The organism is Streptococcus porci DSM 23759, assembly GCF_000423765.1.
GTDB classification, from domain to species: Bacteria; Bacillota; Bacilli; order Lactobacillales; family Streptococcaceae; genus Streptococcus; species Streptococcus porci.
On sequence record NZ_AUIP01000016.1, the window covers coordinates 49,375 to 75,618 of the forward strand.

Genomic DNA, 26,244 nt, shown 5'->3' on the forward strand with positions numbered 1-26,244 from the left:
TATGGCAAGACTTAATGTCAAACCAACCCGGATGGAACTTTCACGTTTGAAAAAACGTCTGAAAACCTCAACCCGTGGACACAAACTCCTTAAAGATAAGCAAGACGAGCTCATGCGCCGCTTTATCGATTTGATTAAGCAGAATAATAGCTTGCGCCAATCAGTTGAAGAACGTCTAACCAAGGCTATGCAGGCCTTTGTCCTTGCAAAATCAACCTTGTCAGAAGCCTTCATTGAGGAATCCTTTGCTCTGCCGACCCAAGCTGTCAATTTGCAAATTGAGCAACAAAACATCATGTCGGTCAATGTGCCACAGCTCCATGTTCACCTGCCAGAAAAAATGAGTGAGTTCCAGTATGGTTTTCTCAACTCAAACTCTGAAATGGACGATGCCATTGATACCTTTCAAGCCATCAGTCAGGACCTCCTGGAGTTGACGGAAATCGAAAAAACCTGTCAGCTCCTAGCCGATGAGATTGAAAAGACCCGACGCCGTGTCAACGCGCTTGAGCACATGATTATTCCGCAGTTGGAAGAAACCATTTCTTACATTCAAATGAAACTTGAAGAAAATGAACGCTCAAACATCATTCGCATGATGAAAGTCAAAGACTTAGACTAACTAAAGAGGCTGGGACCAAGTCCTAGCCTTTTCACATTTCTGCGGATAGGTGCTTTGGTGCAGTGGATGATAGTGCTGTCCGGCTCTCTTTTTACTCCCTTGAAATAGTGGTGAATAAAAAGAAGAAAAAATTTAAAAAAATCTTGTGAAACTATTTACAAAGAAAAATATTGTGATATAATTAACACATAAACAAAAATGTGAAAAACTTAACAAGGTTTTTCAAAAGGAGACAATATGGCGGACAAAACAGTAACCCCAGAAGAAAAATTGGCAGCGGCACAAGCCCATGTTGATGAACTTGTTCAAAAGGGCCTAGTTGCCCTGGATGAGTTCCGTAAACTCAACCAAGAGCAAGTAGACTACATTGTGGCTAAAGCTTCCGTAGCAGCTTTGGATGCACACGGTATCTTGGCTGCTCACGCAGTGGAAGAAACAGGCCGTGGTGTTTTTGAAGATAAGGCTACTAAAAACCTTTTCGCCTGTGAGCACGTTGTCAACAATATGCGTGGCGTAAAAACAGTTGGTATTATCGAAGATGATCCAATCACTGGTTTGACAAAAATTGCAGAGCCAGTTGGTGTTATCTGTGGTGTTACCCCAACAACAAACCCTACCTCAACAGCGATTTTCAAATCACTTATCGCACTTAAAACTCGTAACCCAATCGTCTTTGGTTTCCACCCATCTGCACAAGAATCTTCTGCACATGCAGCACGTATCGTTTATGAAGCAGCTGTAAAAGCAGGTGCACCAGAAAACTGTATCCAATGGATCACTGAGCCTTCAATCGCAGCAACTAACGCACTCATGAACCACGATGGTATTTCTACAATCCTCGCAACAGGTGGTAACGCAATGGTGCGCGCAGCTTACTCATGTGGTAAACCTGCTCTTGGTGTAGGTGCTGGTAACGTTCCTGCTTACATCGAAAAATCAGCTGATATCCGCCAAGCTGCTCACGATATCGTTATGTCTAAATCATTCGACAACGGTATGGTCTGTGCATCTGAACAAGCAGTTATCATCGACAAAGAAATCTACAAAGAATTTGTTGAAGAGTTCAAATCATACAAAACTTACTTCGTAAACAAAAAAGAAAAAGCCCTTCTTGAAGAATTCTGCTTTGGCGTGAAAGCAAACAGCAAAGACTGTGCTGGCGCTAAATTGAATGCAGACATCGTTGGTAAACCAGCAGCATGGATTGCAGAACAAGCAGGTTTCACAGTTCCAGAAGGAACCAATATTCTGGCAGCAGAATGTAAAGAAGTTGGACCAAATGAGCCATTGACTCGTGAAAAACTTTCTCCAGTTATTGCTGTATTGAAAGCTGACGATGTTGAAGACGGTCTTAAAAAGGCTCGTCAAATGGTTGAATTCAACGGTCTTGGCCACTCAGCTGCTATCCATACAAAAGACGAAGAACTTGCTAAACGTTTCGGTACAGAAATGAAAGCTATGCGTATCATCTGGAACTCTCCTTCTACTTTTGGTGGTATCGGTGATGTTTACAACGCCTTCTTGCCATCATTGACCCTTGGATGTGGTTCTTACGGACGCAACTCAGTTGGTGATAACGTATCTGCTATCAACCTTCTTAACATCAAGAAAGTAGGGAAACGTAGAAATAATATGCAGTGGTTTAAAGTTCCTTCAAAAATTTACTTCGAACGTAACTCTATTCAATACCTTCAAACAGCAGAAGGCCTTGAGCGTGTTATGATCGTTACTGACAAATCTATCGAACGTCTTGGTTTTGTCCAACGTGTCATCGACCAATTGAACGCTCGTTCTAACCAAGTGACTGTTCAAGTCTTCTCAGATGTTGAACCAGATCCAGACATCACAACTGTAGAACGCGGTGCAGAAGTGATGCGTGCATTCCAACCGGATACAATTATTGCGCTCGGTGGTGGCTCACCAATGGATGCTGCTAAAGTAATGTGGCTCTTCTATGAACAACCAGAAATCGACTTCCGTGACCTTGTTCAAAAATTCATGGATATCCGTAAACGTGCCTTCAAATTCCCATCATTGGGTCAAAAAGCTAAATACATCGGTATCCCAACTACATCTGGTACAGGTTCAGAAGTAACACCGTTTGCCGTTATTTCTGATAAGAAAAATAACCGCAAATACCCACTTGCTGACTACTCATTGACACCAACTATTGCCATCGTAGACCCAGCATTGGTAGAGTCAGTTCCAGCCTTCATCGCTGCAGATACTGGTATGGACGTCTTGACTCACGCAACAGAAGCATATACTTCAAACTTTGCGAACGACTACACTGATGGTATCGCCCTTCAAACCATTAAATTGGTCTTCCAATACCTTGAAAAATCAGTCTTGACTGGTGATCCAGAAGCTCGCGAAAAGATTCACAACGCTTCTACTATGGCAGGTATGGCCTTTGCCAATGCCTTCCTTGGAATGAGTCACTCTATGGCTCACAAGATTGGTGGGGTTCACCACACTGTTCACGGACGTACCAATGCTATCTTGCTTCCATACGTTATCCGTTACAACGGTACTCGCCCATCTAAAACTACTACATGGCCTAAATACAACTACTGGAAAGCGGATGAGAAATTCCAAGACATCGCTCGCATGTTAGGTTTACCTCACTCAACACCAGAAGAAGCAGTTGAAGCTTATGCAAAAGCTGTTTATGAGCTCGGTGTCAAGGTCGGTATCAAGATGAACTTCAAGGACCAAGGTATCGATGAGAAAACTTGGAAAGACAGCTTGCATGAAATTGCCCTTCTTGCATATGAAGATCAATGTTCACCAGCTAACCCACGCTTGCCAATGGTAGCAGATATGGAAGAAATCATGGCTGATGCTTACTATGGTTATGCAGAACGTCCAGGACGTCGTAAATAAGCCAAATCGATTCTATCATTCCAATAGCTAATATAAAAAAAGTGACCGAAAGGTCACTTTTTCTTTCGGATTGGAATTGTTTACATCTTACTAAAATATCTGTACAATATTTATGAACAAGACATCGTTTTTGTAAATTTAAGGAGATATACAGATGAAAAAAAGTACTTTGTTTCGATTTATCCTAGCCAGCTTGTCCGCATTGGTTTTAGTTGCTGGCCTATCCGCTTGTTCCCTTTTTCAGGGAGAAAGTATCGATGGTTCTTGGACCAGTCCGACTGGGGCAGAGGCTATGTATCAGGAAGCTTTGACTGCAGCAGGCTCAGAGGAAGTCTTCACCTACTCTGATCACACCTTGGAAGAAATTTTGACCAAGGCAGAATTGGATTTGATTGTTAAAGACGACAAGGCGACCCTGACCATGAGCATGCACCTTGATAGCGATACCTTTTTCACCGCTTTGAAGGATGAGCAAACGGCAGCTGTCAACTCTGAGTTAGAGAAGATGGGTTACACCTATGAAGAGTTAGATGCAACAATCAAGGCTCAGGTAGATGCCATGCTTCCTTCAGATGAGGACCTTAAAAAATTGGTAGACGACTCCATTGATCAGATGGCGACTTCGCTTAATGGAACCTATGATGCAAAAAAGGGTGTTGTAACAGCAGATGTCTTTAAAGCGGATGTCCATCGTTCAAGCAAAACCTTTGAAATCACCAAGGTCAATGCAGCAATTGGGGAAGGGCTTATCGTTAAAGGTGAGAACTATCAATATGGCTACAAAAACAGCGTCTTGACTTTTGAGGGTGAAAAAGATACCGATGATATTGTTTTTGAAAAAGAATAGACTGAAAGGGAGGTGAGCTCATGCTCAACCTCTTTCCTATGCAAAAAATAAGGATTAATTGTATCGAATGCAGATTTATTCCCAATTTTCTGTCAATTTATGGTAAAATGGTTAAAATACATTTTTGAGGACTTACTATGACACTTGTTTATCAATCAACTCGTGACGAAAATAATAAAGTAACAGCCAGTCAAGCAATCTTGCAAGGTTTGGCGACAGATGGCGGTCTGTTTACTCCTTTGACAATACCGCAAGTAAACTTGGACTTTGATCTGCTTAAAAACGCTTCTTATCAGGAAGTAGCTAAGCTGGTTCTGTCTGCTTTTTTAGACGACTTTACAGAAGAAGAGTTGGACTACTGCATTAACAATGCATATGATACTAAGTTCGACACAACAGCTATTGCACCACTGGTCAAACTAGGCAATCAGTACAATCTTGAACTTTTTCACGGGTCAACTATTGCTTTTAAAGACATGGCGCTTTCAATCTTGCCTTACCTTTTAACGACTTCAGCGAAAAAGCAGGGCGTTGACAACAAAATTGTCATCCTAACAGCTACATCTGGTGATACCGGTAAAGCAGCAATGGCGGGCTTTGCGGATGTTCCTGGAACTGAGATTATAGTCTTCTATCCAAAAGATGGGGTTTCAAAAATTCAAGAGTTGCAAATGACCACACAAACCGGAGATAACACGCATGTTATTGCCATTGATGGTAATTTTGACGATGCTCAAACGGACGTCAAACGTATGTTTAATGACGAAGACTTGCGAGCTCGTTTGCTTGAGAAAAAGACGCAATTCTCCTCAGCTAACTCAATGAACATTGGACGTTTGGTACCACAGGTTGTTTACTACGTTTACGCTTATGCGCAAATGGTAAAGGCAGGTCATATTAAAAATGGTGACAAGGTCAACTTCACCGTACCAACGGGTAACTTTGGTAATATCTTGGCTGCCTACTATGCTAAGCAAATCGGTGTTCCAGTCAACAAACTTATCTGTGCTTCCAATGAAAATAATGTTCTTACCGACTTCTTCGCCACTGGCACCTACGATAAGAAACGTGATTTTAAAGTGACGACTAGCCCATCCATGGATATCCTCGTGTCATCAAACTTAGAGCGTCTGATCTTCCACCTTTTGGGAAATAGCGCAGCTTCAACCAAAGAACTGATGGAAAACCTATCTACCAAAGGCCAATACACATTAGTGGATGCTAATCAGGATATTTTGGCTTTATTTGCAGCAGGCTTTGCTTCAGAAGAAGAAACAGCAGCAGAAATCAAGCGTGTCTATGATGAATGTCAGTATATTGAAGACCCCCATACCGCTGTCGCTTCAGCAGTTTATCAGGTCTACGCAGAGAAGTCAGGCGACCAAACGCCAACTGTCATTGCTTCGACAGCTAGTCCTTACAAATTCCCGCGTGTGACAGTAGCAGCTGTGACTGGTCAAGATTCTGACGATGACTTCAAAGCAGTTGAGGAACTTCGCAAGCTTTCTGGCGTAGCTATTCCAGTAGCAGTTGACGGACTTGAAACAGCTGAAGTTCGCCACAAAACGGTTGTAGCAACAGCAGATATGCAAAAAGCTGTGGAAACCTATCTAGGCTTGGTGTAGAGCATGCTAAATATCTTTATTCTTGAAGATAATCTACAACAACAGTTTCGTTTGGAAAAAATTGTATCGGGAATTTTAGCTGATAAAGGCATCAAGGCAAGACATCTGAATATTTTTGAAAAACCTAGTCAGCTATTAGATAGTATTTCTGAAAAAGGAAGTCATCAGTTGTTTTTACTTGATATCGAAATCAAGGATGAAGTGCGCAAGGGACTTGACTTGGCCAAAGAGATTCGAGCCTTGGATTCGCTAGCTCATATTGTATTTGTGACAACCCATTCTGAATTTTTAACCTTGACCTATCGCTATAAGGTGTCGGCCTTGGATTTTATTGATAAGGGGCAAAATGATGCAGAGCTGACTAAGTGTTTAGATGATGTTATGGCTTATGTCTTGGAGCAGGCTGCTGGAACCTCGCATGAAGACCTCTTTCTATTTAAAACGGCTTACGCTCATGTTCAGGTACCATTTCATGAAATCTACTATTTTGAGACATCGGAAAAATCGCATAAAATCAATCTTAGGACAAGAACGGAACGTCTAGAATTTTATGGAAAATTATCGGAAATACTACCTTTAGATAAACGTTTGTATCAAAGTCATCGTTCTTATGTGGTCAATCCTGAAAATATTATTGAGCTAAATTATAAGGATAACATGGCTATTTTTCCAGAAGAGGAAACTTGTCTCGTTTCACGCTTAAAAATGAAGGGCTTAAAGCAACGCATTTTAGAAAATAACAATAAAAGAAATAAAGGTTGAGAAGAAGTAACTCTCAGCCTTTTATTTATCTGCTAAATCAACCATTCAGGGTGAAAAAGTGACCGTTTAGGAAAAGGTAGCCAGTCAAGAACTGGTTTTTGTTATACTTGGACCATAAAGAAAGATTATCCAAGTTCAGGAGGTAATTAACATGGAAAAAGAATATCAATCTAAGCTTTACTATCGTTTTTTGAAATGGTTCTACGGTATTGAAGGAAATTTTACTACTGACCATGAGCTAGAGATTCAGAAATTGTCATCAGAAGTTTATCCTTTTATGATAACAGTCTTACTTGGAGGATTCTTATTATCTATGCTATTTTATATTGACTTAACCAGTTGGGCATATCTAATAGCTATTGTGTATCCGTTAGCCTACCAAGCTAGCACAGCCCAGAAATTAGGCTGGAACAAACTCACAGTAGCTTCTTCTCAGCTGAAAGAGGCTCGTCGGAAGATGTTTCGTAAAACGCTGAGAATGACCCTGTTTTATGTTATTGTTCTCCTTTTAACAACTGTCTGGCTCTGGCAATCAGGGATTCCACAAGAAGCTGGCACCACTTTTGAGGTTTATTGGAAAATTGCTGCGCCAGGAGTGATATTGCTGTACACGCCAATTATATTTGTTGTAAGCTTTTTCAGTAATCGTCGAAAAATTACAGTAGTCAAAGAATAGGAGAGATAGATATGTTACAATTGATAAGAACAGTCGACCGTCGTATTGAAAAAGCCTTCAACCGTCTACCTTGGTTTCTTCGGATAACAATTGGAATATTGGTAGGCTATCTGCTAATCTGGTACCTATCAGAGTGGTTTCCAATAGTTTATGAATTAGGGGAAGAATTTGGACGTCATCTGTATGAATATTTTAATTAGTAGACTAACATTAAGGAGTGGACATGGAACTGATTTTAGAGATTCTAGTAACTGTGATGCAGGTCATAGCAGTTAGTTATCTTTTAAAAGCTATTAGTGGCATTAGAATAAAATGGGTATTTTGGACGGCCCTTGTCCCAATATGGTATCTTTTTCAATCCTTTTATCCAGTTCTAGTTATCGGGTATTCATGGTTTTGGGTCAGAAAAGAACGTCCTTTAGAGACAACTATACGACAATTCTTTTATGCAACTACTCCCGTGACGATTATGACCGTTTTCTATGTCAGTCTAATGACCTATTTTAAGATGCTTTTGGGTTTAGAGTTTGTTGAAGCTAACATAGCTTGGGTAGCCTTAATAAGTTATCTCTTGATTTTTGGAATTTTTAATGTCATGATAGCATGGTTGAAAATTGATTATGACTTAATCAGGCGCTATACTTCGCAAGTTTTTCTTGATAAAATACTGGTACCAATTAATATTTTAACGATTGCCTATTGGTTGCTGTCATTAATCACATTATTTGTTTCTGGGATGATTGCTGGTATGATAGAAGCTGGTTTAGAATTGCCAATAAACATGTCGGAGCAACTAGCCCTTCATATAACAGAGCAACTGACAGTAGTGTTCTTTTTCACCTATGTCGTTTCCATGCTGAGACTTAGCTATACCATTCGTGAAAATCAAGAACAAGAAGCTCAGGTACATTATGAACAGCAATTAAGTTCCTTATCAGATTATAGTCAGCACGTTGACGGCTTGTATCAAGAAATTCGCAGCTTTAGACATGATTATGTAACCCTTTTGAGTAGCTTGTCCAGCGCAATTGAAGAAAAAGATATTAAAGGAGTAGAAGCAATATATTCGGGTCTATTAGCTGAAACAGGCAAAACATTCTACCAAGAAAAATATGAGATTGGAAATCTTACACGATTGACTGAGCCTGCCATTAAAAGTGTGATGTCTGCTAAACTCAGAGAGGCTCAGTATAAGGGGATTGCTGTCACGGTGGAAATAGAGAAAGAGCTTGCTGCTCCCCCGATGGATTTGCTAGATTATCTGACCTTGTTATCTATTTTCTTGGATAATGCCATTGAAGCAGCACAAGTAAGCGAGCAGCCACAGATAAACTTAGCTTGTTTTGAAGATAGTGGAACCTATCACTTAATTGTTGAAAATAGCACAGCAGAGGATAGGGTATCCATTACAAAGTTATTTAGAAAAGGCTACTCTTCGAAAGGAGAAAATCGTGGCTTGGGACTTTATAAAGTTAAGTCTCTGTTAGATTCCTATCCACGAGCATCTTTGAGTACAACAAGTAGTGGCTACCGCTTTAAACAAACCTTAGAAATCAATTCCTAAACACTGAGAGTTGCTAACTCAGTGTTTTTTTCTATATAATAGAAGCTATGTTTAACAATTCAAAGAAAATACTAGCGATTGCCCTGCCTGCAATGGTTGAAAATTTACTGCAAACCCTGATGGGAGTTATTGACGGGTATTTAATAGCTCAGTTGGGCCTTGTAGCGGTATCTGGTGTATCGGTTGCTACCAATATATTAGCAATTTACCAAGCCATTTTTATTGCTCTGGGAACTGCAACCTCTAGCATTATTGCCAGAAATAAACACAATCGAGAAAATAATAGGAGCTGTCAAGTTCAGGTAATCAATTTAACGATGTTAGTCAGTCTAACTTTAGGTCTACTAGCGATATGTGGTGGGCAGTTCCTTTTTTCCTTGCTAGGCATTAAAGGAGAAGTCCAAATGTCAGCAGTCAAATACTTTGCGATTGTTGGTGGAGGAATTGTAGGTTTGGGTCTTTTCACAAGCTTTAGTGCCATGATCCGTGCGCAAGGAAGACCTCAATTACCTATGTACGTTAGCATTGTTATTAACATCATTAACGCTATCTTTTCTGCCTTATCTGTCTTTGTTTGGAATTTTGGAATTATTGGTGTAGCTTTGGCAACAGTTCTATCACGTTTGATAGGTGTAGCCATCTTACTTACCTCTTTCCCAAATCGATGGAGACCAGAGAGCTGGACATGGCAGATAGATCGAGATTTATTATTTTTGAGTTTACCAGCGGCAGGAGAACGTCTGATGATGCGGGCGGGTGATGTTGTCATACTCTCTATCATTATACAATTAGGCACAACAGCCGTAGCAGGAAATGCTATCGGAGAAACCTTGACGCAGTTCAATTATCTTCCGGGCGTGTCCATTGCCACAGCGGTAGTCATATTGATGGGACAGTTACCAAAGCCAGAGCAAAGAAAACTTATTAAAACAGGTTATGCCCTATCGCTGCTGCTGATGCTTGCCATTAGTGGCTTGGTATTGCTCCTAGGTCCTAATCTAATTGCCCTATTTACGGAAAATAGCAGAGCTGCCCATGTTAGTTGGATTGTATTACTTGCTTCTTTCTTGGGAACATTTGTAACGTCAGGAACTTTATTATATACAGCAGTTTGGCAAGGGCTTGGTGATGCTAAAAGGCCGTTTTATGCAACTACAATAGGAATGTGGCTTGTAAGAATTGGGATAGGTTACCTAGTGACAATTCCTCTTGGAATGGGATATCCTGGAGTGTGGCTAGCTACAATTTTAGATAATTTTTTCAGATGGACTTTCTTAAGTTACACCTATCATAAAAAATAAAATGAGCCTAGGAACAAACCCCACAGCCGTCTTTGGATAGTAATAATAGATTAACGCAGTGGTTGATTGGAAGTTTACAATTGGACACTTCTTCATTTTCAAGTGTCCACCTAAAATAGTCCACTGGACTATTTTACTACCACGCAATCGTTAGTGGCCATCCTAATCAACTGTGTGGAGGTGAGACGACGAAGTCAATTTCTTCGAAATCGTGACTTCTGTCCCACTCTCATTTTTTTCAAAAAAAGATATCAAAATCCTTGCAAACTAAAAATGTTTTTGATAAACTATTATGGTGCTGTAAATAAACAGCTTTAGCTTTGACGCAAGAGGTTGCGACACGCACGGTTGCATTGCCACGCAACACGAGTCGGTTTTCTTGAAGAGCTAGCCTATTATCTTAAATAGACGAAAAGGAGAAAAAGATGGCAAATAAAAAAATCCGCATCCGCTTGAAAGCGTACGAACACCGTACACTTGACACAGCTGCTGCAAAAATCGTAGAATCTGCAACTCGTACAGGTGCAACAGTTGCTGGACCAGTTCCACTTCCAACTGAACGTAGTCTCTACACTATCATCCGTGCGACTCACAAATACAAAGATTCTCGCGAACAATTTGAAATGCGTACACACAAACGTCTTATCGACATCATCAACCCAACTCAAAAAACAGTTGATGCCTTGATGAAGCTTGATTTGCCAAGTGGTGTTAACGTAGAAATCAAACTTTAATTGATTTCATACATTTGAGCACAAGCTAAACTCTGTGCAAAAAAGATAAATCTTCCTAGAAACAGAGGTTTCTTCGTCAGATTTCCTGTTTTTGCTGTGAGTTTGAAGCTTTTTGCATCATGCCTAGAGCACAAAAAACGCTCGTTAAAAACTTTTTTGAGCATAAAAAACGCTCATTAAAAACTTTTTGAAATACAAATAAGTAAAGGAAATATTTTCTCATGACAAAAGGAATCTTAGGGAAAAAAGTGGGAATGACTCAAATCTTCACTGAAGCTGGTGAATTTATTCCTGTTACTGTCATCGAAGCAACTCCAAACGTTGTTCTTCAAGTGAAAACCGTTGAAACAGACGGTTACGCTGCAACTCAAGTTGGTTTTGACGACAAACGCGAAGTTTTGAGCAACAAACCTGCCAAAGGCCATGTAGCGAAAGCTAACACTGCTCCTAAGCGCTTCATTCGTGAATTCAAGAACATCGAGGGCGTTGAAGTTGGAGCAGAACTTACTGTTGAACAATTCGAAGCTGGTGATGTTGTTGACGTCACTGGAACTTCAAAAGGTAAAGGTTTCCAAGGTGTTATCAAACGTCATGGTCAATCACGTGGTCCTATGGCTCACGGTTCTCGTTACCACCGTCGTCCAGGTTCAATGGGACCTGTAGCACCAAACCGCGTATTCAAAGGCAAAAACCTTGCGGGACGTATGGGAGGAAACCGTGTAACAGTTCAAAACCTTGAAATTGTTCAAGTTATCCCAGAGAAAAACGTTATCCTTATCAAAGGTAATGTACCAGGTGCTAAGAAATCTCTTATCACAATCAAATCAGCAGTTAAAGCTGGTAAATAATAAGGAAAGGGGAATCAGTTAAAAATGGCAAACGTAAAACTATTTGACCAAACTGGTAAAGAAGTTAGCTCAGTTGAATTGAACGATGCTATCTTCGGTATTGAACCAAACGAATCAGTTGTCTTTGATGTAGTCATCAGCCAACGCGCTAGCCTTCGCCAAGGTACTCATGCGGTTAAAAATCGCTCTGCAGTATCTGGTGGTGGACGTAAACCATGGCGTCAAAAAGGAACTGGACGTGCTCGTCAAGGTTCTATTCGCTCACCACAATGGCGTGGTGGTGGTGTTGTCTTTGGACCAACTCCACGTTCATATGGCTACAAACTTCCACAAAAAGTTCGTCGCCTTGCTTTGAAATCAGTTTACTCAGCTAAAGTTGCTGAAGATAAATTTGTAGCTGTTGACGCTCTTTCATTTGCAGCACCAAAAACTGCTGAATTTGCAAAAGTTCTTGCAGCACTTAACATCGATACAAAAGTACTTGTTCTTGTTGAAGAAGGAAATGAATTTGCAGCACTTTCTGCTCGTAACCTTCCAAATGTAACTGTTGCAACTGCAACAACCGCAAGTGTTCTTGATATCGTGAACGCAGACAAACTTCTTGTTACTAAAGAAGCAATCTCTACAATTGAGGAGGTTCTTGCATAATGAATTTGTACGACGTAATCAAAAAGCCTGTAATCACAGAGAAATCAATGGTTGCTCTTGAAGCAGGTAAATACACTTTTGAAGTAGACACACGTGCGCACAAACTCCTTATCAAACAAGCTGTAGAAGCTGCGTTTGAAGGTGTTAAAGTTGCAAGTGTAAACACTGTAACGTCAAAACCAAAACAAAAACGTGTTGGTCGTTACGTAGGTTACACTTCAAAAACTAAAAAAGCTATCATTACACTTACAGCTGATTCAAAAGCAATCGAGTTGTTTGCAACTGAAGCTGAATAAGACAAAGGAGAAATAACGTGGGTATTAAAGTTTATAAACCAACGACAAATGGCCGTCGTAACATGACTTCTTTGGATTTCGAAGAGCTTACAACAAGCACACCTGAGAAATCATTGCTTGTTTCTTTGAAGAAAAAAGCTGGTCGTAACAACAACGGTCGCATCACTGTTCGTCACCACGGTGGCGGACACAAGCGTCACTACCGTTTGATTGACTTCAAACGTAACAAAGATGGCGTTGAAGCAGTTGTTAAAACTATCGAGTACGATCCAAACCGTACAGCTAATATCGCTCTTGTTCACTACACCGACGGCGTTAAAGCTTACATCATTGCACCAAAAGGTCTTGAAGTTGGACAACGTATCATTTCAGGTCCAGAAGCAGATATCAAAGTTGGTAACGCTCTTCCGCTTGCTAACATCCCAGTCGGTACTGTTGTTCACAACATCGAGTTGAAACCAGGTCGCGGTGGTGAGTTGGTTCGTGCTGCTGGTGCATCTGCACAGGTTCTTGGTCAAGAAGGTAAATACGTGCTTGTTCGTCTTCAATCAGGTGAAGTTCGTATGATCCTTGGTACTTGCCGTGCTACTGTTGGTACTGTAGGTAATGAACAACAATCACTTGTTAATCTTGGTAAAGCAGGACGTAGCCGTTGGAAAGGTGTTCGCCCAACAGTTCGCGGTTCTGTAATGAACCCTAACGATCACCCACACGGTGGTGGTGAAGGTAAAGCACCAGTTGGACGCAAAGCGCCATCTACTCCTTGGGGTAAACCTGCGCTTGGTCTTAAAACTCGCAACAAGAAAGCTAAATCAGACAAACTTATCGTTCGTCGTCGCAACCAAAAATAATTTATACTTAGTTGCTTAGTATTCTATATCATCCGCCAACTCGGTAGGGTTTGTTATGGACTGACTATTCCAGCACCTCGGTTTGATTGAAATGCCAGTTTGACGTAGTGGTTGATTGAAGTTTCTAGTAGCCTAGCTACGTCGAAACTCCTAATCAACTGTGCGGGGGCAGGACGACGAACAAGGTAAATGGGGTTCTGTCTAGCTCCCAAGCCGCTGTGGTACATACTTTAAAGGAGAAAACACTAAAATGGGACGTAGTCTTAAAAAAGGACCTTTCGTCGATGAGCATTTGATGAAAAAAGTTGAAGCTCAAGCTAATGACGAAAAGAAAAAAGTAATCAAAACTTGGTCACGTCGTTCAACGATTTTCCCAAGTTTCATCGGTTATACAATCGCGGTTTACGATGGTCGTAAACACGTGCCTGTGTATATTCAAGAGGACATGGTAGGTCACAAGCTTGGTGAATTTGCACCAACTCGTACTTACAAAGGTCACGCTGCAGACGATAAGAAAACACGTCGTAAATAAATTGGAGGAAAACACAATGGCAGAAATTACTTCAGCTAAAGCAATGGCTCGTACAGTGCGTGTTTCACCTCGTAAAACACGTCTTGTTCTTGATCTTATCCGTGGTAAGAAAGTTGCTGACGCAATCGCAATCTTGAAATTCATGCCAAACAAAGCTGCTACTGAAGTTGAGAAAGTTCTTAACTCAGCAATCGCTAATGCGGAAAACAACTTTGGTTTGGAAAAAGCTAACTTGGTAGTATCTGAAACATTTGCTAATGAAGGACCAACGATGAAACGTTTCCGTCCGCGTGCGAAAGGTTCAGCTTCACCAATCAACAAACGCACAACTCACATCACAGTAGTTGTGTCAGAAAAATAAGGAGGTAAAATCGTGGGTCAAAAAGTACATCCAATTGGTATGCGTGTCGGAATCATCCGTGACTGGGATGCGAAATGGTATGCTGAAAAAGAATACGCGGATTACCTTCATGAAGATCTTGCAATCCGCAAATTTATTAATAAAGAGTTGGCTGAAGCATCTGTTTCAACAATCGAAATTGAACGTGCAGTAAACAAAGTAATCGTATCACTTCATACTGCTAAACCAGGTATGGTTATCGGTAAAGCTGGTAGCAACGTTGATGCGCTTCGTGCACAACTCAACAAATTGACTAGCAAACAAGTTCACATCAACATCATCGAAATCAAACAACCTGATCTTGATGCACATCTTGTTGGTCAATCAATTGCTAAACAACTTGAAGCTCGTGTAGCTTTCCGTCGTGCGCAAAAACAAGCTATCCAACGTACAATGCGTGCAGGTGCTAAAGGAATTAAAACTCAAGTATCTGGTCGTTTGAACGGTGCTGATATCGCTCGTGCTGAAGGTTACTCAGAAGGAACTGTTCCACTTCATACGCTTCGTGCTGATATCGACTATGCTTGGGAAGAAGCAGACACTACATACGGTAAACTTGGTGTTAAAGTATGGATTTATCGTGGTGAAGTTCTTCCAGCTCGCAAAAACACAAAAGGAGGTAAATAACAAATGTTAGTACCTAAACGTGTAAAACACCGTCGTGAATTCCGTGGAAAAATGCGCGGTGAAGCAAAAGGTGGAAAACAAGTAGACTTCGGTGAATATGGCCTTCAAGCCACAACTAGCTCGTGGATCACTAACCGCCAAATTGAAGCTGCCCGTATCGCTATGACGCGTTACATGAAACGTGGTGGTAAAGTTTGGATTAAAATCTTCCCACACAAATCATACACTGCTAAAGCTATCGGGGTACGTATGGGTTCTGGTAAAGGTGCTCCTGAAGGTTGGGTAGCTCCAGTTAAACGCGGTAAGGTGATGTTTGAAGTAGCTGGCGTTTCTGAAGAAATCGCGCGCGAAGCATTCCGCCTTGCTGGTCACAAATTGCCAGTTAAAGTTAAATTCGTAAAACGCGACGCAGAATAAGGAGAAGACATGAAACTTGAAGAAATTAAAAAGTTTGTTGAAGAGCTTCGTGGCTTGTCTCAAGAAGAGCTTGCGAAAAAAGAAAACGAACTGAAGAAAGAACTCTTTGAACTTCGTTTCCAAGCAGCAGCAGGTCAACTCGATCAAACAGCTCGCTTGAAGGAAGTTAAAAAACAAATCGCACGTGTTAAAACTGTGCAATCTGAAATTAAATAATAGATTGGGAAAGGAGAAATTCAAATATGGAACGTAATCAACGTAAAACACTTGTTGGACGCGTAGTATCTGACAAGATGGACAAAACAATCACAGTTGTAGTTGAAACAAAGCGTAACCACCCAGTCTATGGTAAACGTATCAACTATTCTAAAAAATACAAAGCACATGACGAAAACAATGTTGCCAAAGAAGGCGATATCGTACGTATCATGGAAACTCGTCCGCTTTCAGCTACAAAACGCTTCCGTCTTGTAGAAGTTGTGGAAGAAGCTGTTATTATCTAATCACACTAAAAGGAGAATATTGGAATGATTCAACAAGAAACTCGCTTGAAAGTTGCTGATAATAGCGGTGCCCGTGAAATCCTTACTATCAAAGTACTTGGTGGTTCTGGACGTAAATTCGCTAACATCGGTGACATCATCGTTGCTTCTGTAAAACAAGCTACTCCTGGTGGAGCAGTTAAAAAAGGTGACGTAGTTAAAGCTGTTATCGTTCGTACAAAAACTGGTGCTCGCCGTCCAGACGGTTCATACATCAAATTTGACGACAACGCTGCAGTAATCATCCGTGAAGACAAAAACCCTCGTGGAACTCGTATCTTTGGTCCAGTAGCACGTGAATTGCGTGATGGTGGCTTCATGAAGATTGTGTCACTTGCACCAGAAGTTCTTTAATCAATCACAAACAAATCAGTCCCCTGCTTTTTGCAGGGTGCCCTTAGGGGCGTAAGAAATACACAGGAGAAAATCATGTTTGTAAAAAAAGGCGACAAAGTTCGCGTAATCGCTGGTAAAGACAAAGGCAAAGAAGCCGTTGTACTTACAGCCCTTCCAAAAGTTAACAAAGTTATTGTAGAAGGTGTTGCTCTTGTTAAGAAACACCAAAAACCAAACAGCGAAAACCCTCAAGGCGCTATCGTTGAAAAAGAAGCAGCTATTCACGTGTCAAACGTTCAAGTTCTTGACAAAAACGGTGTAGCTGGTCGTGTTGGTTACAAATTTGTTGACGGTAAAAAAGTTCGTTACAACAAAAAATCAGGCGAAGTGCTTGATTAATCACGAAGGAAAGGAGAAGTATAATGGCAAATCGCTTAAAAGAAAAATATCTTAAAGAAGTTGTTCCTGCGTTGACAGAACAATTCAACTACTCATCAGTTATGGCTGTGCCAAAAGTTGAGAAAATCGTTCTTAACATGGGTGTTGGTGAAGCTGTGTCAAACGCTAAGACTTTGGAAAAAGCTGCCGCTGAATTGGCGCTCATTTCAGGTCAAAAACCACTTATCACTAAAGCTAAGAAATCAATCGCCGGCTTCCGTCTTCGTGAAGGTGTTGCAATCGGTGCGAAAGTAACTCTTCGTGGCGAACGCATGTATGAATTCTTGGATAAATTGGTTACAGTTTCACTTCCACGTGTACGTGACTTCCACGGTGTACCAACTAAGTCATTCGACGGACGTGGTAACTACACACTTGGTGTGAAAGAGCAATTGATCTTCCCAGAAATTAACTTCGACGATGTTGATAAAGTGCGTGGTCTTGATATCGTTATCGTTACAACTGCTAACACTGACGAAGAAGGACGCGAACTTCTTAAAGGCCTTGGAATGCCTTTTGCAAAATAATATAGGAGGTAAATCTAATGGCTAAAAAATCTATGATTGCTAAGAACAAACGCCCAGCGAAGTTCTCTACGCAAGCTTACACACGTTGCGAAAAATGTGGACGTCCACACTCAGTTTACCGCAAGTTCAAACTTTGCCGTGTTTGCTTCCGTGAATTGGCATACAAAGGACAAATTCCAGGTGTAACAAAAGCATCTTGGTAAAAATAAGATGTGAGAGCGTTAAGCAACCAACGCAGAGATAGGAGATTTGACGAAGAAGTTTACTTCTAGGAAAATCTATCTTCTTTGCTAAGGTTGTAGCTCGAACTCAATTAAAATATGATGCAAAGGACGTAGAAAATCCGTATGAAAATAGGAGGCTGCCGAAGAAGTCTTCAGACTTCGAGAAAACCTATCTTTTTCACTAGGGTTTTAGTCCGTGCTCAAATCAGCTTTTCATCTGAGAAGTTTACAAAGCCCTTCTGGGCGGCATTAACTAGCAAGTGCAGCTTGCAAACTACTAGTAAGAGGAGAAATATATAAATGGTTATGACTGACCCAATTGCAGACTTTTTGACACGCATTCGTAATGCTAACCAAGCAAAACATGAAGTTCTAGAAGTGCCTGCATCAAACATCAAAAAAGGTATCGCTGAAATCCTTAAACGCGAAGGTTTTGTTAAAAATATCGAAATCATCGAAGATGACAAACAAGGCATCATTCGCGTATTCTTGAAATACGGACAAAACGGTGAGCGTGTTATCACTAACTTGAAACGTGTTTCAAAACCAGGTCTCCGTGTTTACGCTAAACGCGAAGATCTTCCAAAAGTTCTTAACGGACTTGGAATCGCAATCATCTCTACATCAGAAGGTCTTTTGACAGACAAAGAAGCTCGTCAAAAGAACGTTGGCGGCGAAGTGATTGCTTACGTTTGGTAAAATCAAGATACAAAGAGCGTTATGGGCAAAGTGAAAATAGGAAATCTGACGAAGAACATTTATGTTCTAGGAGGATTTATCTTTTTCACAGAGACCATAGCTCGTGTTCAATTTAGCATAAATGTTAAGTTGAGTATCTAGCTACCAAATTTCAAAGACTACTTGTTAGTCGCCCCGTGAAAACTAGTCGCTTGTGCGGCTTGATAATCTAACAGGAGAAATAAATAATATGTCACGTATTGGTAATAAAGTTATCAATTTGCCTGCTGGCGTTGAAATCAAAAACGACAACGGCGTGGTAACAGTAAAAGGACCTAAAGGTGAATTGACTCGTGAATTCAACACAAACATTGAAATCCGTGTTGAAGGAACTGAAGTTACTCTTCACCGTCCAAATGACTCAAAAGAAATGAAAACAATCCACGGAACTTCACGTGCAAACTTGAACAACATGGTTGTTGGTGTTTCTGAAGGGTTCAAAAAAGAACTTGAAATGCGCGGGGTTGGTTACCGTGCTCAACTTCAAGGGACTAAACTTGTGCTTTCAGTTGGTAAATCTCACCAAGATGAAGTGGAAGCTCCAGAAGGAATCACTTTCACAGTAGCAACTCCAACTTCAATCACTGTTGAAGGGATCAACAAAGAAGTTGTTGGTCAAACTGCTGCATACATCCGTAGCCTTCGTTCACCAGAACCATACAAAGGTAAAGGTATCCGCTACGTTGGTGAATTTGTACGCCGTAAAGAAGGTAAAACAGGTAAATAATAGGATGTGGTTGGCTTGGCAGAAACGAACTTCTGCCTTACACCATCATCTAAGGATTTACAAGTGTCAGTTAATGACAAACTAAAATTTTAAGAGGTGAAAATTGTGATTTCGAAACCAGATAAAAACAAACTCCGCCAAAAACGCCACCGTCGCGTTCGCGGAAAACTCTCTGGAACTGCAGAACGCCCACGTTTGAACATTTTCCGTTCTAATACAGGCATCTACGCTCAAGTGATTGATGACGTAGCGGGTGTAACGCTCGCAAGTGCATCAACTCTTGATAAAGAGGTTTCTAAGGGAACTAAAACTGAACAAGCCGTTGTTGTCGGTAAACTCGTTGCTGAACGTGCTGCTGCTCAAGGCATCACTGAAGTCGTGTTCGACCGCGGTGGCTATCTCTATCACGGACGTGTCAAAGCTTTGGCTGACTCAGCTCGTGAAAACGGATTGAAATTCTAATAGGGAGGACACTTAATAATGGCATTTAAAGATAATGCAGTAGAACTTGAAGAGCGCTTGGTTGGGATTAACCGCGTATCGAAAACTGTAAAAGGTGGACGTCGTCTTCGTTTCGCTGCTCTTGTAGTTGTTGGTGACCGTAACGGCCGCGTTGGATTTGGTACTGGTAAAGCTCAAGAAGTTCCAGAAGCAATCCGTAAAGCTGTTGAGGACGCTAAAAAGAACCTTATCGAAGTACCAATGGTTGGTACAACAATTCCTCACGAAGTTCGTTCTGAATTTGGTGGAGCAAAAGTATTGTTGAAACCTGCTGTAGAAGGTGCTGGGGTTGCTGCTGGTGGTGCTGTTCGTGCCGTTGTTGAATTGGCCGGTATCGCTGATATCACGTCTAAATCACTCGGTTCAAACACTCCAATCAACATTGTTCGTGCAACTGTTGAAGGTTTGAAACAATTGAAACGCGCTGAAGATGTTGCTGCTCTTCGCGGCGTGTCAGTTTCTGACTTGGCATAAGAAAGGAGATTAATATGGCTCAAATTAAAATTACTTTGACTAAGTCTCCAATCGGACGTAAACCAGAACAACGCAAAACAGTTGTCGCCCTTGGACTTGGTAAATTGAACTCTTCAGTCGTTAAAGAAGACAACGCAGCTATCCGTGGGATGGTTAACGCTATCTCTCACTTGGTAACTGTTGAAGAAGCTTAAAAAGATTTAAAGTCGTAGAAAAATCTGCGACTTTAACTTGAATACATACATGCATAGGCGAGTCTTGCCAGAGCGTCCTTTTCACTCTGGCAGAGGCGCTAGCATTTTGCAAAATAAAGGAGAAAATAAATGAAACTTCATGAATTGAAACCTGCAGAAGGTTCTCGTAAAGTCCGTAACCGTGTAGGTCGCGGTACGTCATCTGGTAACGGTAAAACTTCAGGCCGTGGTCAGAAAGGTCAAAAAGCTCGTTCAGGCGGTGGTGTTCGTCTTGGCTTTGAAGGTGGACAAACTCCATTGTTCCGTCGTCTTCCAAAACGTGGTTTCACAAACATTAACGCTAAAGAGTATGCTCTTGTAAACCTTGATCAATTGAACGTTTTTGAAGATGGTACAGAAGTAACTCCAGTTGTTCTTAAAGAAGCTGGTATCGTTCGTGCTGAAAAATCTGGCGTTAAAGTTCTTGGTAACGGTGAATTAACTAAGAAATTAACTGTTAAAGCAGCTAAATTCTCTAAATCTGCTGAAGCAGCTATTACTGCAAAAGGTGGTTCAATCGAAGTCATCTAAGAGAGGTACCTCAGATGTTCTTTAAACTATTAAAAGACGCGCTGAAAGTGAAACACGTTAGAAGAAAAATTCTTTTTACGATTTTCATTATCTTCATCTTTCGCTTAGGAACACACATCACAGTTCCTGGTGTCAATGTAAAGAGTCTAGAGCAATTAAGTGACCTGCCTTTCTTGAATATGTTGAATCTTGTTTCAGGGAATGCTATGAATAATTTTTCGGTATTCTCGCTAGGTGTCAGTCCATACATCACAGCCTCAATCGTTGTCCAATTACTACAAATGGATATTTTACCTAAATTTGTTGAATGGAGTAAACAAGGAGAGGTAGGGCGCCGTAAGCTTAACCAAGCAACGCGATACATCTCACTCTTTCTTGCCTTCTTTCAATCGATTGGTATTACCTATGGGTTTAATGCTCTGTCGAGTGTGGCACTTGTTCCGACACCAAATCCACAGACCTATATCCTTATTGGGGCAGTCTTGACGACTGGTAGTGTAGTTGTTACTTGGCTTGGTGAACAAATTACCGATAAAGGTTTTGGTAATGGTGTTTCAATGATTATCTTTGCAGGTATCGTTTCCGCCCTACCTAATACCATTTCAAGCATCTATGAAGATTACTTTGTCAATGTTCGTTCGAGTGATTTGCAAAGTTCCTATATCTTCATTGCAGGTTTGATTGTTGCAGCGCTTCTTATCGTTTTCTTCACAACTTTTGTTCAACAAGCAGAGTACAAGATTCCGATTCAGTACACTAAGTTGACAAAAGGAGCCTCAACAAGCTCATACTTACCATTGAAAATTAACCCTGCAGGAGTTATTCCAGTTATCTTTGCTAGCTCAATTACAGCACTTCCAAGTACATTAATCCCATTTGTGCGAAGTCAAGGCTGGAACTTGCCATGGTTGTCATCTGTGCAATCTGCGCTAGACTACCGAACGCCAGTTGGTATGGTAGTCTATGCAATTCTGATTGTCGTATTTTCATTCTTCTACACTTTTGTTCAGGTTAATCCTGAAAAAACTGCTGAGAATTTACAAAAGAACGCTTCATACATTCCAAAAGTTCGTCCAGGGCGTGAGACCGAGCAATTCCTCACTAGTTTGCTTAAAAAATTAGCAACTTTGGGAGCTGTCTTCCTTGCTTTTGTTGCTTTGAGTCCAATCCTAGCGCAACAACTCTATGGTTTGTCTGCTGGCGTAGCTCTTGGGGGTACAAGTCTTCTCATCCTTATTTCAACGGCTATTGAAGGAATTAAGCAACTCGAAGGTTATCTTCTCAAGAGAAAGTATGCTGGCTTTATGAATGTTGAAGATTAAGATCTTTGCAAACAAAATTGAGGATAGGGATTTCCCTATTCTTCTATTTTGTTTTTAGATAAGTTTGTCAATGCTGGCAGATTTATGTGAAAACAAAATGTCATCCATTATCTTATTTTTAGCTCTGTACTGAGGCTCAGGGTCACTGTGGTTAGCTTAGTCAATGATAAAGATAAAACGATGGACTTTGAAGAACTCAATATCACAAAAGGAGATAATCATGAATCTTTTGATTATGGGCTTGCCGGGTGCTGGTAAAGGGACTCAGGCTGCGAAAATTGTAGAACGCTTTGGCGTAGCACACATTTCAACTGGGGACATGTTCCGTGCAGCTATGGCTAATCAAACCGAAATGGGCCTGTTAGCTAAATCATATATTGATAAAGGTGAATTGGTGCCAGACGAAGTAACAAATGGCATCGTTAAAGAGCGTCTTGCTCAAGATGATATCGCTGAAAAAGGCTTTTTGCTGGATGGCTATCCACGTACTCTTGAACAAGCGTATGCTTTGGACCAAGCCCTCGCAGATCTTAATATCAGTCTGGATGGCGTCATCAATATTGAAGTTAACCCAGACAGCCTTTTGGAGCGTCTAAGCGGACGTATCATCCACAAAGTTACCGGTGAAACATTCCATAAAGTTTTCAACCCACCTGCTGGCGACTACAATGAAGACGACTACTATCAACGTGAAGACGACAAACCTGAGACGGTTAAGCGCCGTTTGGATGTCAACATTGCACAGGGGGAACCAATTCTTGCTCATTATCGCGAGAAAAATTTGGTTTATGATGTTCAAGGTAACCAAGAGATTGATGCTGTCTTTGCTGATGTTGAAAAAGTGATTTCATCTCTGAAATAAATAGATAACTTACTTGCATATCGACTAAACTCATGATATAATAGCTTAGTCTGACTTATAATTGTTACCTCTGTGCTCAGAGGACATCAAATCGAAATTTAGGGGGTACTTTTGCGTGGCAAAAGAAGACGTGATTGAAATTGAAGGTAAGGTTGTTGAGACCATGCCTAATGCAATGTTTACGGTTGAACTCGAGAACGGACATCAAGTTCTTGCGACTGTATCAGGTAAAATCCGCAAAAATTACATTCGTATTTTAGTCGGTGACCGTGTGACAGTTGAGCTTAGTCCTTACGACTTAACACGTGGACGCATCACATACCGCTTTAAATAATTCGAAATAATTGGAGGGATTAGAACATGAAGGTAAGACCATCGGTTAAACCAATTTGCGAATACTGCAAAGTTATTCGCCGTAACGGTCGTGTTATGGTTATTTGTCCAACAAATCCAAAACACAAACAACGTCAAGGATAAGATAGAAAGGAGAAAACATGGCTCGTATTGCTGGAGTTGATATTCCAAACGATAAACGCGTAGTAATCTCATTGACTTATGTCTATGGTATCGGTCTTGCGACATCTAAGAAAATCTTGGCAGCTGCTGGAATTTCAGAAGATATCCGCGTAAAAGACTTGACATCTGATCAAGAAGACGCTATCCGTCGTGAAGTAGACTCAATTAAAGTTGAAGGTGACCTTCGTCGTGAAGTAAACCTTAACATCAAACGCTTGATGGAAATCGGTTCATACCGTGGTATCCGTCATCGTCGTGGTTTGCCAGTTCGTGGACAAAACACTAAAAACAATGCTCGCACTCGTAAAGGTAAAGCTGTTGCGATTGCAGGTAAGAAAAAATAATCACAAATAAAATAGGAGGTAAAAAATCTTGGCTAAACCAACACGTAAACGTCGTGTGAAAAAGAACATCGAATCTGGTGTTGCTCATATTCACGCTACATTTAATAACACTATTGTTATGATTACAGATGTGCATGGTAACGCTCTTGCTTGGTCATCAGCTGGTGCTCTTGGATTCAAAGGTTCTCGTAAATCTACACCGTTCGCCGCTCAAATGGCTGCTGAAGCTGCTGCTAAATCTGCACAAGAACACGGTCTTAAAACAGTTGAAGTTACTGTAAAAGGTCCAGGTTCAGGTCGTGAGTCTGCTATTCGTGCGCTTGCTGCTGCTGGTCTTGAAGTAACTGCAATCCGCGATGTGACTCCTGTGCCACACAATGGTGCTCGTCCTCCAAAACGTCGTCGTGTGTAATCATAATCACTAAACTACACAAGATTCGTTTCGAGGGAGTAACTAAATGATTGAGTTTGAAAAACCAATAATAACAAAAATTGATGAAACAAAAGATTACGGCAAATTTGTTATCGAACCACTAGAACGCGGTTATGGTACAACATTAGGTAACTCTTTGCGTCGTGTACTCCTGTCATCTCTTCCAGGTGCAGCTGTAACATCTATCAAAATTGATGGTGTTCTCCACGAATTTGACACAATCAAAGGTGTCCGTGAAGATGTTATGCAAATCATCCTTAATATTAAGGGGCTTGCTGTAAAATCACACGTCGAAGACGAAAAAATAATTGAACTTGATGTCACAGGCCCAGCTGAAGTAACGGCAGGAGACATTTTGACAGATAGTGATATTGAAATTGTGAACCCCGACCATTATCTTTTCACTATTGCTGAAGGAGCAACCATGAAAGCGACGATGACAGTTGCTAAAAAACGTGGTTATGTTCCTGCTGAACAGAATAAACGTGAGGATTTACCAGTCGGGACGCTGGCAGTGGATTCTATCTACACACCAGTTAAAAAGGTCAATTACCAAGTTGAGCCAGCTCGTGTTGGTAGCAACGATGGATTTGATAAATTGACTGTTGAAATCATGACAAATGGCACAATCATTCCTGAAGATGCCCTAGGTCTTTCAGCTCGTGTTTTAATCGAACACTTGAATCTCTTTACTGACTTGACAGAAGTGGCTAAAGCTACTGATGTGATGAAGGAAGTAGAAAAAGTGTCTGATGATAAGGTGCTTGACCGTACTATCGAAGAACTTGATTTGTCAGTGCGCTCATACAACTGTTTGAAACGTGCAGGAATCAATACTGTATTTGATTTGACAGAAAAAACTGAGCCTGAAATGATGAAAGTCCGTAACCTTGGGCGCAAGAGCCTTGAAGAAGTTAAGGTCAAATTGCACGACCTTGGACTCGGACTAAAAAACGATAAATAATAGAGGAGGAATACATGGCTTACCGTAAACTTGGACGCACTAGCTCACAACGTAAAGCAATGTTACGCGATTTGACGACTGACCTTTTGATCAACGAATCAATCGTAACTACTGAAGCTCGTGCTAAAGAAATCCGTAAAACCGTTGAAAAAATGATTACTCTTGGTAAACGTGGTGATTTGCACGCACGTCGTCAAGCTGCTGCTTTTGTTCGCAACGAAATCGCATCAGAGAACTATGATGAAGCAACTGATAAATACACATCAACAACTGCTCTTCAAAAACTTTTCTCAGAAATTGCGCCACGTTATGCTGAACGCAACGGTGGATACACTCGTATCCTAAAAACAGAACCACGTCGTGGTGATGCGGCCCCAATGGCTATCATCGAATTAGTATAAAATCATCAATTTTGTTGAGTGTTATGATGATGGAAGGTTCACCTTCTTAGTCTAGCTCTGGTCTACCGCTAGGATTCTTCCTAGCGGGAACACTCATCATATTATGAAAAACAACAAGTCAACGCTTGTTTACGAAAGACTCCTACTCTTGGAAGTTTTTCGTAAGCAGGCGTTTTTTAGGGTTCTTTGTCAACTGTAGTGGATAGATAATAAGTTATAGTTAATTGAAATAGGGATAGGACAAAAGCACCTCAAGAAAAGTATCGCACTTTGGCAATACTTTTCTGAGGTGTTTTTTGATATGAGCCCATGTTTTCTCAATAGGATTATACTCATACTCATCTAAATTCAAAATCTGAACACATTCATTGTCTATGGACAATACTTTTTAAAGTATCACTATCTAATCCTTGAATGATTTCTTGGAGCTTATCAATGACTGACTCCAATGTTTGAAAGGCTCTATTCTTAAAGCCTCGTTTGCGAATCTCTGCC

Annotated in this window: 38 protein-coding genes and 2 pseudogenes; 38 read left to right on the top strand and 2 right to left on the bottom strand. The window is 40.8% G+C overall.

Annotated features, from left to right (window positions below; translation table 11 throughout):
- Nucleotide 1 precedes the first annotated feature (1 nt).
- The 38 genes from G576_RS0107420 to rplQ all read left to right on the top strand — a co-directional run bounded on the left by G576_RS0107420 (nucleotide 2) and on the right by rplQ (nucleotide 25,749).
- The gene (locus G576_RS0107420) at nucleotides 2-622 is read left to right on the top strand and encodes a V-type ATP synthase subunit D (RefSeq protein WP_027974070.1); all 621 of its coding nucleotides are present in this window, start codon (nucleotides 2-4) and stop codon (nucleotides 620-622) included.
- Between the two features lie 237 nt (nucleotides 623-859).
- Nucleotides 860-3,508: a bifunctional acetaldehyde-CoA/alcohol dehydrogenase gene (adhE, locus tag G576_RS0107425; protein WP_027974071.1), complete on the top strand. Its 2,649-nt coding sequence runs from the start codon at nucleotides 860-862 to the stop codon at nucleotides 3,506-3,508.
- A gap of 154 nt (nucleotides 3,509-3,662) precedes the next feature.
- Nucleotides 3,663-4,355 (top strand): hypothetical protein, encoded by a 693-nt coding sequence (locus G576_RS0107430; RefSeq protein WP_027974072.1) that lies wholly within the window; start codon nucleotides 3,663-3,665, stop codon nucleotides 4,353-4,355.
- A gap of 137 nt (nucleotides 4,356-4,492) precedes the next feature.
- Nucleotides 4,493-5,980, top strand: coding sequence for a threonine synthase (gene thrC / locus G576_RS0107435; protein WP_027974073.1), 1,488 nt, complete (start codon nucleotides 4,493-4,495; stop codon nucleotides 5,978-5,980).
- A 3-nt stretch (nucleotides 5,981-5,983) separates the two neighbouring features.
- Nucleotides 5,984-6,742: a LytR/AlgR family response regulator transcription factor gene (locus tag G576_RS0107440; protein WP_027974074.1), complete on the top strand. Its 759-nt coding sequence runs from the start codon at nucleotides 5,984-5,986 to the stop codon at nucleotides 6,740-6,742.
- A gap of 151 nt (nucleotides 6,743-6,893) precedes the next feature.
- Nucleotides 6,894-7,418, top strand: coding sequence for a DUF3278 domain-containing protein (locus G576_RS0107445; protein ID WP_027974075.1), 525 nt, complete (start codon nucleotides 6,894-6,896; stop codon nucleotides 7,416-7,418).
- A gap of 11 nt (nucleotides 7,419-7,429) precedes the next feature.
- On the top strand, nucleotides 7,430-7,618 hold the full coding sequence (locus tag G576_RS0107450; RefSeq protein ID WP_027974076.1) for a hypothetical protein: 189 nt from the start codon (nucleotides 7,430-7,432) through the stop codon (nucleotides 7,616-7,618).
- A 23-nt stretch (nucleotides 7,619-7,641) separates the two neighbouring features.
- On the top strand, nucleotides 7,642-8,982 hold the full coding sequence (locus G576_RS0107455) for a sensor histidine kinase (RefSeq protein WP_027974077.1): 1,341 nt from the start codon (nucleotides 7,642-7,644) through the stop codon (nucleotides 8,980-8,982).
- 47 nt (nucleotides 8,983-9,029) lie between these two features.
- Nucleotides 9,030-10,283, top strand: a complete 1,254-nt coding sequence (locus tag G576_RS0107460; protein ID WP_027974078.1) for an MATE family efflux transporter — start codon at nucleotides 9,030-9,032, stop codon at nucleotides 10,281-10,283.
- Nucleotides 10,284-10,708: 425 nt separating this feature from the next.
- The gene (gene rpsJ, locus G576_RS0107465; RefSeq protein WP_018368193.1) at nucleotides 10,709-11,017 is read left to right on the top strand and encodes a 30S ribosomal protein S10; all 309 of its coding nucleotides are present in this window, start codon (nucleotides 10,709-10,711) and stop codon (nucleotides 11,015-11,017) included.
- Nucleotides 11,018-11,238: 221 nt separating this feature from the next.
- Nucleotides 11,239-11,865, top strand: coding sequence for a 50S ribosomal protein L3 (gene rplC / locus G576_RS0107475; protein ID WP_027974079.1), 627 nt, complete (start codon nucleotides 11,239-11,241; stop codon nucleotides 11,863-11,865).
- A 24-nt stretch (nucleotides 11,866-11,889) separates the two neighbouring features.
- A complete protein-coding gene (rplD, locus tag G576_RS0107480) occupies nucleotides 11,890-12,513 on the top strand; it encodes a 50S ribosomal protein L4 (protein WP_027974080.1) in 624 nt (207 codons plus the stop codon).
- On the top strand, nucleotides 12,513-12,809 hold the full coding sequence (locus tag G576_RS0107485) for a 50S ribosomal protein L23 (RefSeq protein ID WP_027974081.1): 297 nt from the start codon (nucleotides 12,513-12,515) through the stop codon (nucleotides 12,807-12,809). The genes rplD and G576_RS0107485 overlap by 1 nt, the downstream gene beginning before the upstream one ends.
- A 17-nt stretch (nucleotides 12,810-12,826) precedes the next feature.
- Nucleotides 12,827-13,660: a 50S ribosomal protein L2 gene (gene rplB, locus G576_RS0107490; protein WP_027974082.1), complete on the top strand. Its 834-nt coding sequence runs from the start codon at nucleotides 12,827-12,829 to the stop codon at nucleotides 13,658-13,660.
- A 250-nt stretch (nucleotides 13,661-13,910) separates the two neighbouring features.
- Nucleotides 13,911-14,192: a 30S ribosomal protein S19 gene (rpsS, locus tag G576_RS0107495; protein ID WP_000533766.1), complete on the top strand. Its 282-nt coding sequence runs from the start codon at nucleotides 13,911-13,913 to the stop codon at nucleotides 14,190-14,192.
- Between the two features lie 16 nt (nucleotides 14,193-14,208).
- Nucleotides 14,209-14,553, top strand: coding sequence for a 50S ribosomal protein L22 (gene rplV, locus G576_RS0107500; protein ID WP_027974083.1), 345 nt, complete (start codon nucleotides 14,209-14,211; stop codon nucleotides 14,551-14,553).
- A 12-nt stretch (nucleotides 14,554-14,565) separates the two neighbouring features.
- Nucleotides 14,566-15,219 carry a 30S ribosomal protein S3 gene (gene rpsC / locus G576_RS0107505; protein ID WP_027974084.1) on the top strand — a complete coding sequence of 218 codons (654 nt, stop codon included), beginning with the start codon at nucleotides 14,566-14,568 and terminating at the stop codon, nucleotides 15,217-15,219.
- Nucleotides 15,220-15,222: 3 nt separating this feature from the next.
- A complete protein-coding gene (rplP, locus tag G576_RS0107510) occupies nucleotides 15,223-15,636 on the top strand; it encodes a 50S ribosomal protein L16 (protein ID WP_027974085.1) in 414 nt (137 codons plus the stop codon).
- A 9-nt stretch (nucleotides 15,637-15,645) separates the two neighbouring features.
- Nucleotides 15,646-15,852, top strand: coding sequence for a 50S ribosomal protein L29 (gene rpmC / locus G576_RS0107515; RefSeq protein ID WP_027974086.1), 207 nt, complete (start codon nucleotides 15,646-15,648; stop codon nucleotides 15,850-15,852).
- Between the two features lie 26 nt (nucleotides 15,853-15,878).
- A complete protein-coding gene (gene rpsQ, locus G576_RS0107520) occupies nucleotides 15,879-16,139 on the top strand; it encodes a 30S ribosomal protein S17 (RefSeq protein WP_002885836.1) in 261 nt (86 codons plus the stop codon).
- A gap of 24 nt (nucleotides 16,140-16,163) precedes the next feature.
- Nucleotides 16,164-16,532: a 50S ribosomal protein L14 gene (gene rplN, locus G576_RS0107525; protein WP_018164522.1), complete on the top strand. Its 369-nt coding sequence runs from the start codon at nucleotides 16,164-16,166 to the stop codon at nucleotides 16,530-16,532.
- 75 nt (nucleotides 16,533-16,607) lie between these two features.
- On the top strand, nucleotides 16,608-16,913 hold the full coding sequence (gene rplX / locus G576_RS0107530; RefSeq protein ID WP_027974087.1) for a 50S ribosomal protein L24: 306 nt from the start codon (nucleotides 16,608-16,610) through the stop codon (nucleotides 16,911-16,913).
- Nucleotides 16,914-16,936: 23 nt separating this feature from the next.
- Entirely contained in the window at nucleotides 16,937-17,479 is a 543-nt protein-coding gene (gene rplE, locus G576_RS0107535) for a 50S ribosomal protein L5 (protein ID WP_027974088.1), read from the top strand.
- 17 nt (nucleotides 17,480-17,496) lie between these two features.
- Entirely contained in the window at nucleotides 17,497-17,682 is a 186-nt protein-coding gene (locus tag G576_RS0107540; protein WP_001085697.1) for a type Z 30S ribosomal protein S14, read from the top strand.
- Nucleotides 17,683-18,003: 321 nt separating this feature from the next.
- Nucleotides 18,004-18,402 carry a 30S ribosomal protein S8 gene (gene rpsH, locus G576_RS0107545; RefSeq protein ID WP_027974089.1) on the top strand — a complete coding sequence of 133 codons (399 nt, stop codon included), beginning with the start codon at nucleotides 18,004-18,006 and terminating at the stop codon, nucleotides 18,400-18,402.
- Between the two features lie 229 nt (nucleotides 18,403-18,631).
- Complete coding sequence (gene rplF / locus G576_RS0107555) at nucleotides 18,632-19,168, top strand: 50S ribosomal protein L6 (protein WP_027974090.1); 537 nt, start codon at nucleotides 18,632-18,634, stop codon at nucleotides 19,166-19,168.
- A 105-nt stretch (nucleotides 19,169-19,273) separates the two neighbouring features.
- Nucleotides 19,274-19,630, top strand: a complete 357-nt coding sequence (rplR, locus tag G576_RS0107560) for a 50S ribosomal protein L18 (RefSeq protein WP_027974091.1) — start codon at nucleotides 19,274-19,276, stop codon at nucleotides 19,628-19,630.
- Nucleotides 19,631-19,648: 18 nt separating this feature from the next.
- Nucleotides 19,649-20,143: a 30S ribosomal protein S5 gene (gene rpsE, locus G576_RS0107565; RefSeq protein WP_027974092.1), complete on the top strand. Its 495-nt coding sequence runs from the start codon at nucleotides 19,649-19,651 to the stop codon at nucleotides 20,141-20,143.
- A 14-nt stretch (nucleotides 20,144-20,157) separates the two neighbouring features.
- On the top strand, nucleotides 20,158-20,337 hold the full coding sequence (gene rpmD, locus G576_RS0107570; protein WP_000057245.1) for a 50S ribosomal protein L30: 180 nt from the start codon (nucleotides 20,158-20,160) through the stop codon (nucleotides 20,335-20,337).
- Nucleotides 20,338-20,466: 129 nt separating this feature from the next.
- Nucleotides 20,467-20,907 (top strand): 50S ribosomal protein L15, encoded by a 441-nt coding sequence (gene rplO, locus G576_RS0107575; RefSeq protein ID WP_027974093.1) that lies wholly within the window; start codon nucleotides 20,467-20,469, stop codon nucleotides 20,905-20,907.
- 14 nt (nucleotides 20,908-20,921) lie between these two features.
- Nucleotides 20,922-22,229 (top strand): preprotein translocase subunit SecY, encoded by a 1,308-nt coding sequence (gene secY / locus G576_RS0107580; RefSeq protein ID WP_027974094.1) that lies wholly within the window; start codon nucleotides 20,922-20,924, stop codon nucleotides 22,227-22,229.
- A gap of 220 nt (nucleotides 22,230-22,449) precedes the next feature.
- A complete protein-coding gene (locus tag G576_RS0107585) occupies nucleotides 22,450-23,091 on the top strand; it encodes an adenylate kinase (RefSeq protein WP_027974095.1) in 642 nt (213 codons plus the stop codon).
- Nucleotides 23,092-23,206: 115 nt separating this feature from the next.
- Nucleotides 23,207-23,425: a translation initiation factor IF-1 gene (infA, locus tag G576_RS0107590; RefSeq protein WP_027974096.1), complete on the top strand. Its 219-nt coding sequence runs from the start codon at nucleotides 23,207-23,209 to the stop codon at nucleotides 23,423-23,425.
- 26 nt (nucleotides 23,426-23,451) lie between these two features.
- Complete coding sequence (rpmJ, locus tag G576_RS13295; protein ID WP_000868345.1) at nucleotides 23,452-23,568, top strand: 50S ribosomal protein L36; 117 nt, start codon at nucleotides 23,452-23,454, stop codon at nucleotides 23,566-23,568.
- 17 nt (nucleotides 23,569-23,585) lie between these two features.
- Complete coding sequence (gene rpsM, locus G576_RS0107595; protein ID WP_027972207.1) at nucleotides 23,586-23,951, top strand: 30S ribosomal protein S13; 366 nt, start codon at nucleotides 23,586-23,588, stop codon at nucleotides 23,949-23,951.
- Between the two features lie 28 nt (nucleotides 23,952-23,979).
- Nucleotides 23,980-24,363 (top strand): 30S ribosomal protein S11, encoded by a 384-nt coding sequence (gene rpsK / locus G576_RS0107600; protein ID WP_001118387.1) that lies wholly within the window; start codon nucleotides 23,980-23,982, stop codon nucleotides 24,361-24,363.
- Between the two features lie 46 nt (nucleotides 24,364-24,409).
- Entirely contained in the window at nucleotides 24,410-25,348 is a 939-nt protein-coding gene (locus G576_RS0107605) for a DNA-directed RNA polymerase subunit alpha (protein WP_027974097.1), read from the top strand.
- Between the two features lie 14 nt (nucleotides 25,349-25,362).
- Nucleotides 25,363-25,749, top strand: a complete 387-nt coding sequence (gene rplQ, locus G576_RS0107610) for a 50S ribosomal protein L17 (RefSeq protein WP_000331493.1) — start codon at nucleotides 25,363-25,365, stop codon at nucleotides 25,747-25,749.
- 220 nt (nucleotides 25,750-25,969) lie between these two features.
- Here the strand turns inward: rplQ and G576_RS13595 are convergent.
- Nucleotides 25,970-26,107 (bottom strand): annotated as a pseudogene (locus G576_RS13595) (IS630 family transposase); the annotation flags it as partial.
- A 7-nt stretch (nucleotides 26,108-26,114) separates the two neighbouring features.
- Nucleotides 26,115-26,244 (bottom strand): annotated as a pseudogene (locus G576_RS13930) (IS630 family transposase); the annotation flags it as partial.

Bases quoted from the DNA above. Each gene is read 5' to 3' on its own strand.
- rpmJ (WP_000868345.1), top strand. From the start codon at position 23,452: ATGAAGGTAAGACCATCGGTTAAACCAATTTGCGAATACTGCAAAGTT.
- rplX (WP_027974087.1), top strand. From the start codon at position 16,608: ATGTTTGTAAAAAAAGGCGACAAAGTTCGCGTAATCGCTGGTAAAGAC.
- rpmD (WP_000057245.1), top strand. From the start codon at position 20,158: ATGGCTCAAATTAAAATTACTTTGACTAAGTCTCCAATCGGACGTAAA.
- G576_RS0107605 (WP_027974097.1), top strand. From the start codon at position 24,410: ATGATTGAGTTTGAAAAACCAATAATAACAAAAATTGATGAAACAAAA.
- rplV (WP_027974083.1), top strand. From the start codon at position 14,209: ATGGCAGAAATTACTTCAGCTAAAGCAATGGCTCGTACAGTGCGTGTT.
- rplQ (WP_000331493.1), top strand. From the start codon at position 25,363: ATGGCTTACCGTAAACTTGGACGCACTAGCTCACAACGTAAAGCAATG.
- G576_RS0107450 (WP_027974076.1), top strand. From the start codon at position 7,430: ATGTTACAATTGATAAGAACAGTCGACCGTCGTATTGAAAAAGCCTTC.
- G576_RS0107485 (WP_027974081.1), top strand. From the start codon at position 12,513: ATGAATTTGTACGACGTAATCAAAAAGCCTGTAATCACAGAGAAATCA.
- rpsQ (WP_002885836.1), top strand. From the start codon at position 15,879: ATGGAACGTAATCAACGTAAAACACTTGTTGGACGCGTAGTATCTGAC.
- G576_RS0107540 (WP_001085697.1), top strand. From the start codon at position 17,497: ATGGCTAAAAAATCTATGATTGCTAAGAACAAACGCCCAGCGAAGTTC.
- G576_RS0107460 (WP_027974078.1), top strand. From the start codon at position 9,030: ATGTTTAACAATTCAAAGAAAATACTAGCGATTGCCCTGCCTGCAATG.
- G576_RS0107440 (WP_027974074.1), top strand. From the start codon at position 5,984: ATGCTAAATATCTTTATTCTTGAAGATAATCTACAACAACAGTTTCGT.
- G576_RS0107585 (WP_027974095.1), top strand. From the start codon at position 22,450: ATGAATCTTTTGATTATGGGCTTGCCGGGTGCTGGTAAAGGGACTCAG.
- G576_RS0107430 (WP_027974072.1), top strand. From the start codon at position 3,663: ATGAAAAAAAGTACTTTGTTTCGATTTATCCTAGCCAGCTTGTCCGCA.
- rplP (WP_027974085.1), top strand. From the start codon at position 15,223: ATGTTAGTACCTAAACGTGTAAAACACCGTCGTGAATTCCGTGGAAAA.
- rplN (WP_018164522.1), top strand. From the start codon at position 16,164: ATGATTCAACAAGAAACTCGCTTGAAAGTTGCTGATAATAGCGGTGCC.
- rpsM (WP_027972207.1), top strand. From the start codon at position 23,586: ATGGCTCGTATTGCTGGAGTTGATATTCCAAACGATAAACGCGTAGTA.
- rpsE (WP_027974092.1), top strand. From the start codon at position 19,649: ATGGCATTTAAAGATAATGCAGTAGAACTTGAAGAGCGCTTGGTTGGG.
- rplD (WP_027974080.1), top strand. From the start codon at position 11,890: ATGGCAAACGTAAAACTATTTGACCAAACTGGTAAAGAAGTTAGCTCA.
- secY (WP_027974094.1), top strand. From the start codon at position 20,922: ATGTTCTTTAAACTATTAAAAGACGCGCTGAAAGTGAAACACGTTAGA.
- G576_RS0107420 (WP_027974070.1), top strand. From the start codon at position 2: ATGGCAAGACTTAATGTCAAACCAACCCGGATGGAACTTTCACGTTTG.
- rpsS (WP_000533766.1), top strand. From the start codon at position 13,911: ATGGGACGTAGTCTTAAAAAAGGACCTTTCGTCGATGAGCATTTGATG.
- rpsH (WP_027974089.1), top strand. From the start codon at position 18,004: ATGGTTATGACTGACCCAATTGCAGACTTTTTGACACGCATTCGTAAT.
- adhE (WP_027974071.1), top strand. From the start codon at position 860: ATGGCGGACAAAACAGTAACCCCAGAAGAAAAATTGGCAGCGGCACAA.
- rplO (WP_027974093.1), top strand. From the start codon at position 20,467: ATGAAACTTCATGAATTGAAACCTGCAGAAGGTTCTCGTAAAGTCCGT.
- G576_RS0107455 (WP_027974077.1), top strand. From the start codon at position 7,642: ATGGAACTGATTTTAGAGATTCTAGTAACTGTGATGCAGGTCATAGCA.
- rplE (WP_027974088.1), top strand. From the start codon at position 16,937: ATGGCAAATCGCTTAAAAGAAAAATATCTTAAAGAAGTTGTTCCTGCG.
- rplC (WP_027974079.1), top strand. From the start codon at position 11,239: ATGACAAAAGGAATCTTAGGGAAAAAAGTGGGAATGACTCAAATCTTC.
- rpsJ (WP_018368193.1), top strand. From the start codon at position 10,709: ATGGCAAATAAAAAAATCCGCATCCGCTTGAAAGCGTACGAACACCGT.
- G576_RS0107445 (WP_027974075.1), top strand. From the start codon at position 6,894: ATGGAAAAAGAATATCAATCTAAGCTTTACTATCGTTTTTTGAAATGG.
- thrC (WP_027974073.1), top strand. From the start codon at position 4,493: ATGACACTTGTTTATCAATCAACTCGTGACGAAAATAATAAAGTAACA.
- rplF (WP_027974090.1), top strand. From the start codon at position 18,632: ATGTCACGTATTGGTAATAAAGTTATCAATTTGCCTGCTGGCGTTGAA.
- rpmC (WP_027974086.1), top strand. From the start codon at position 15,646: ATGAAACTTGAAGAAATTAAAAAGTTTGTTGAAGAGCTTCGTGGCTTG.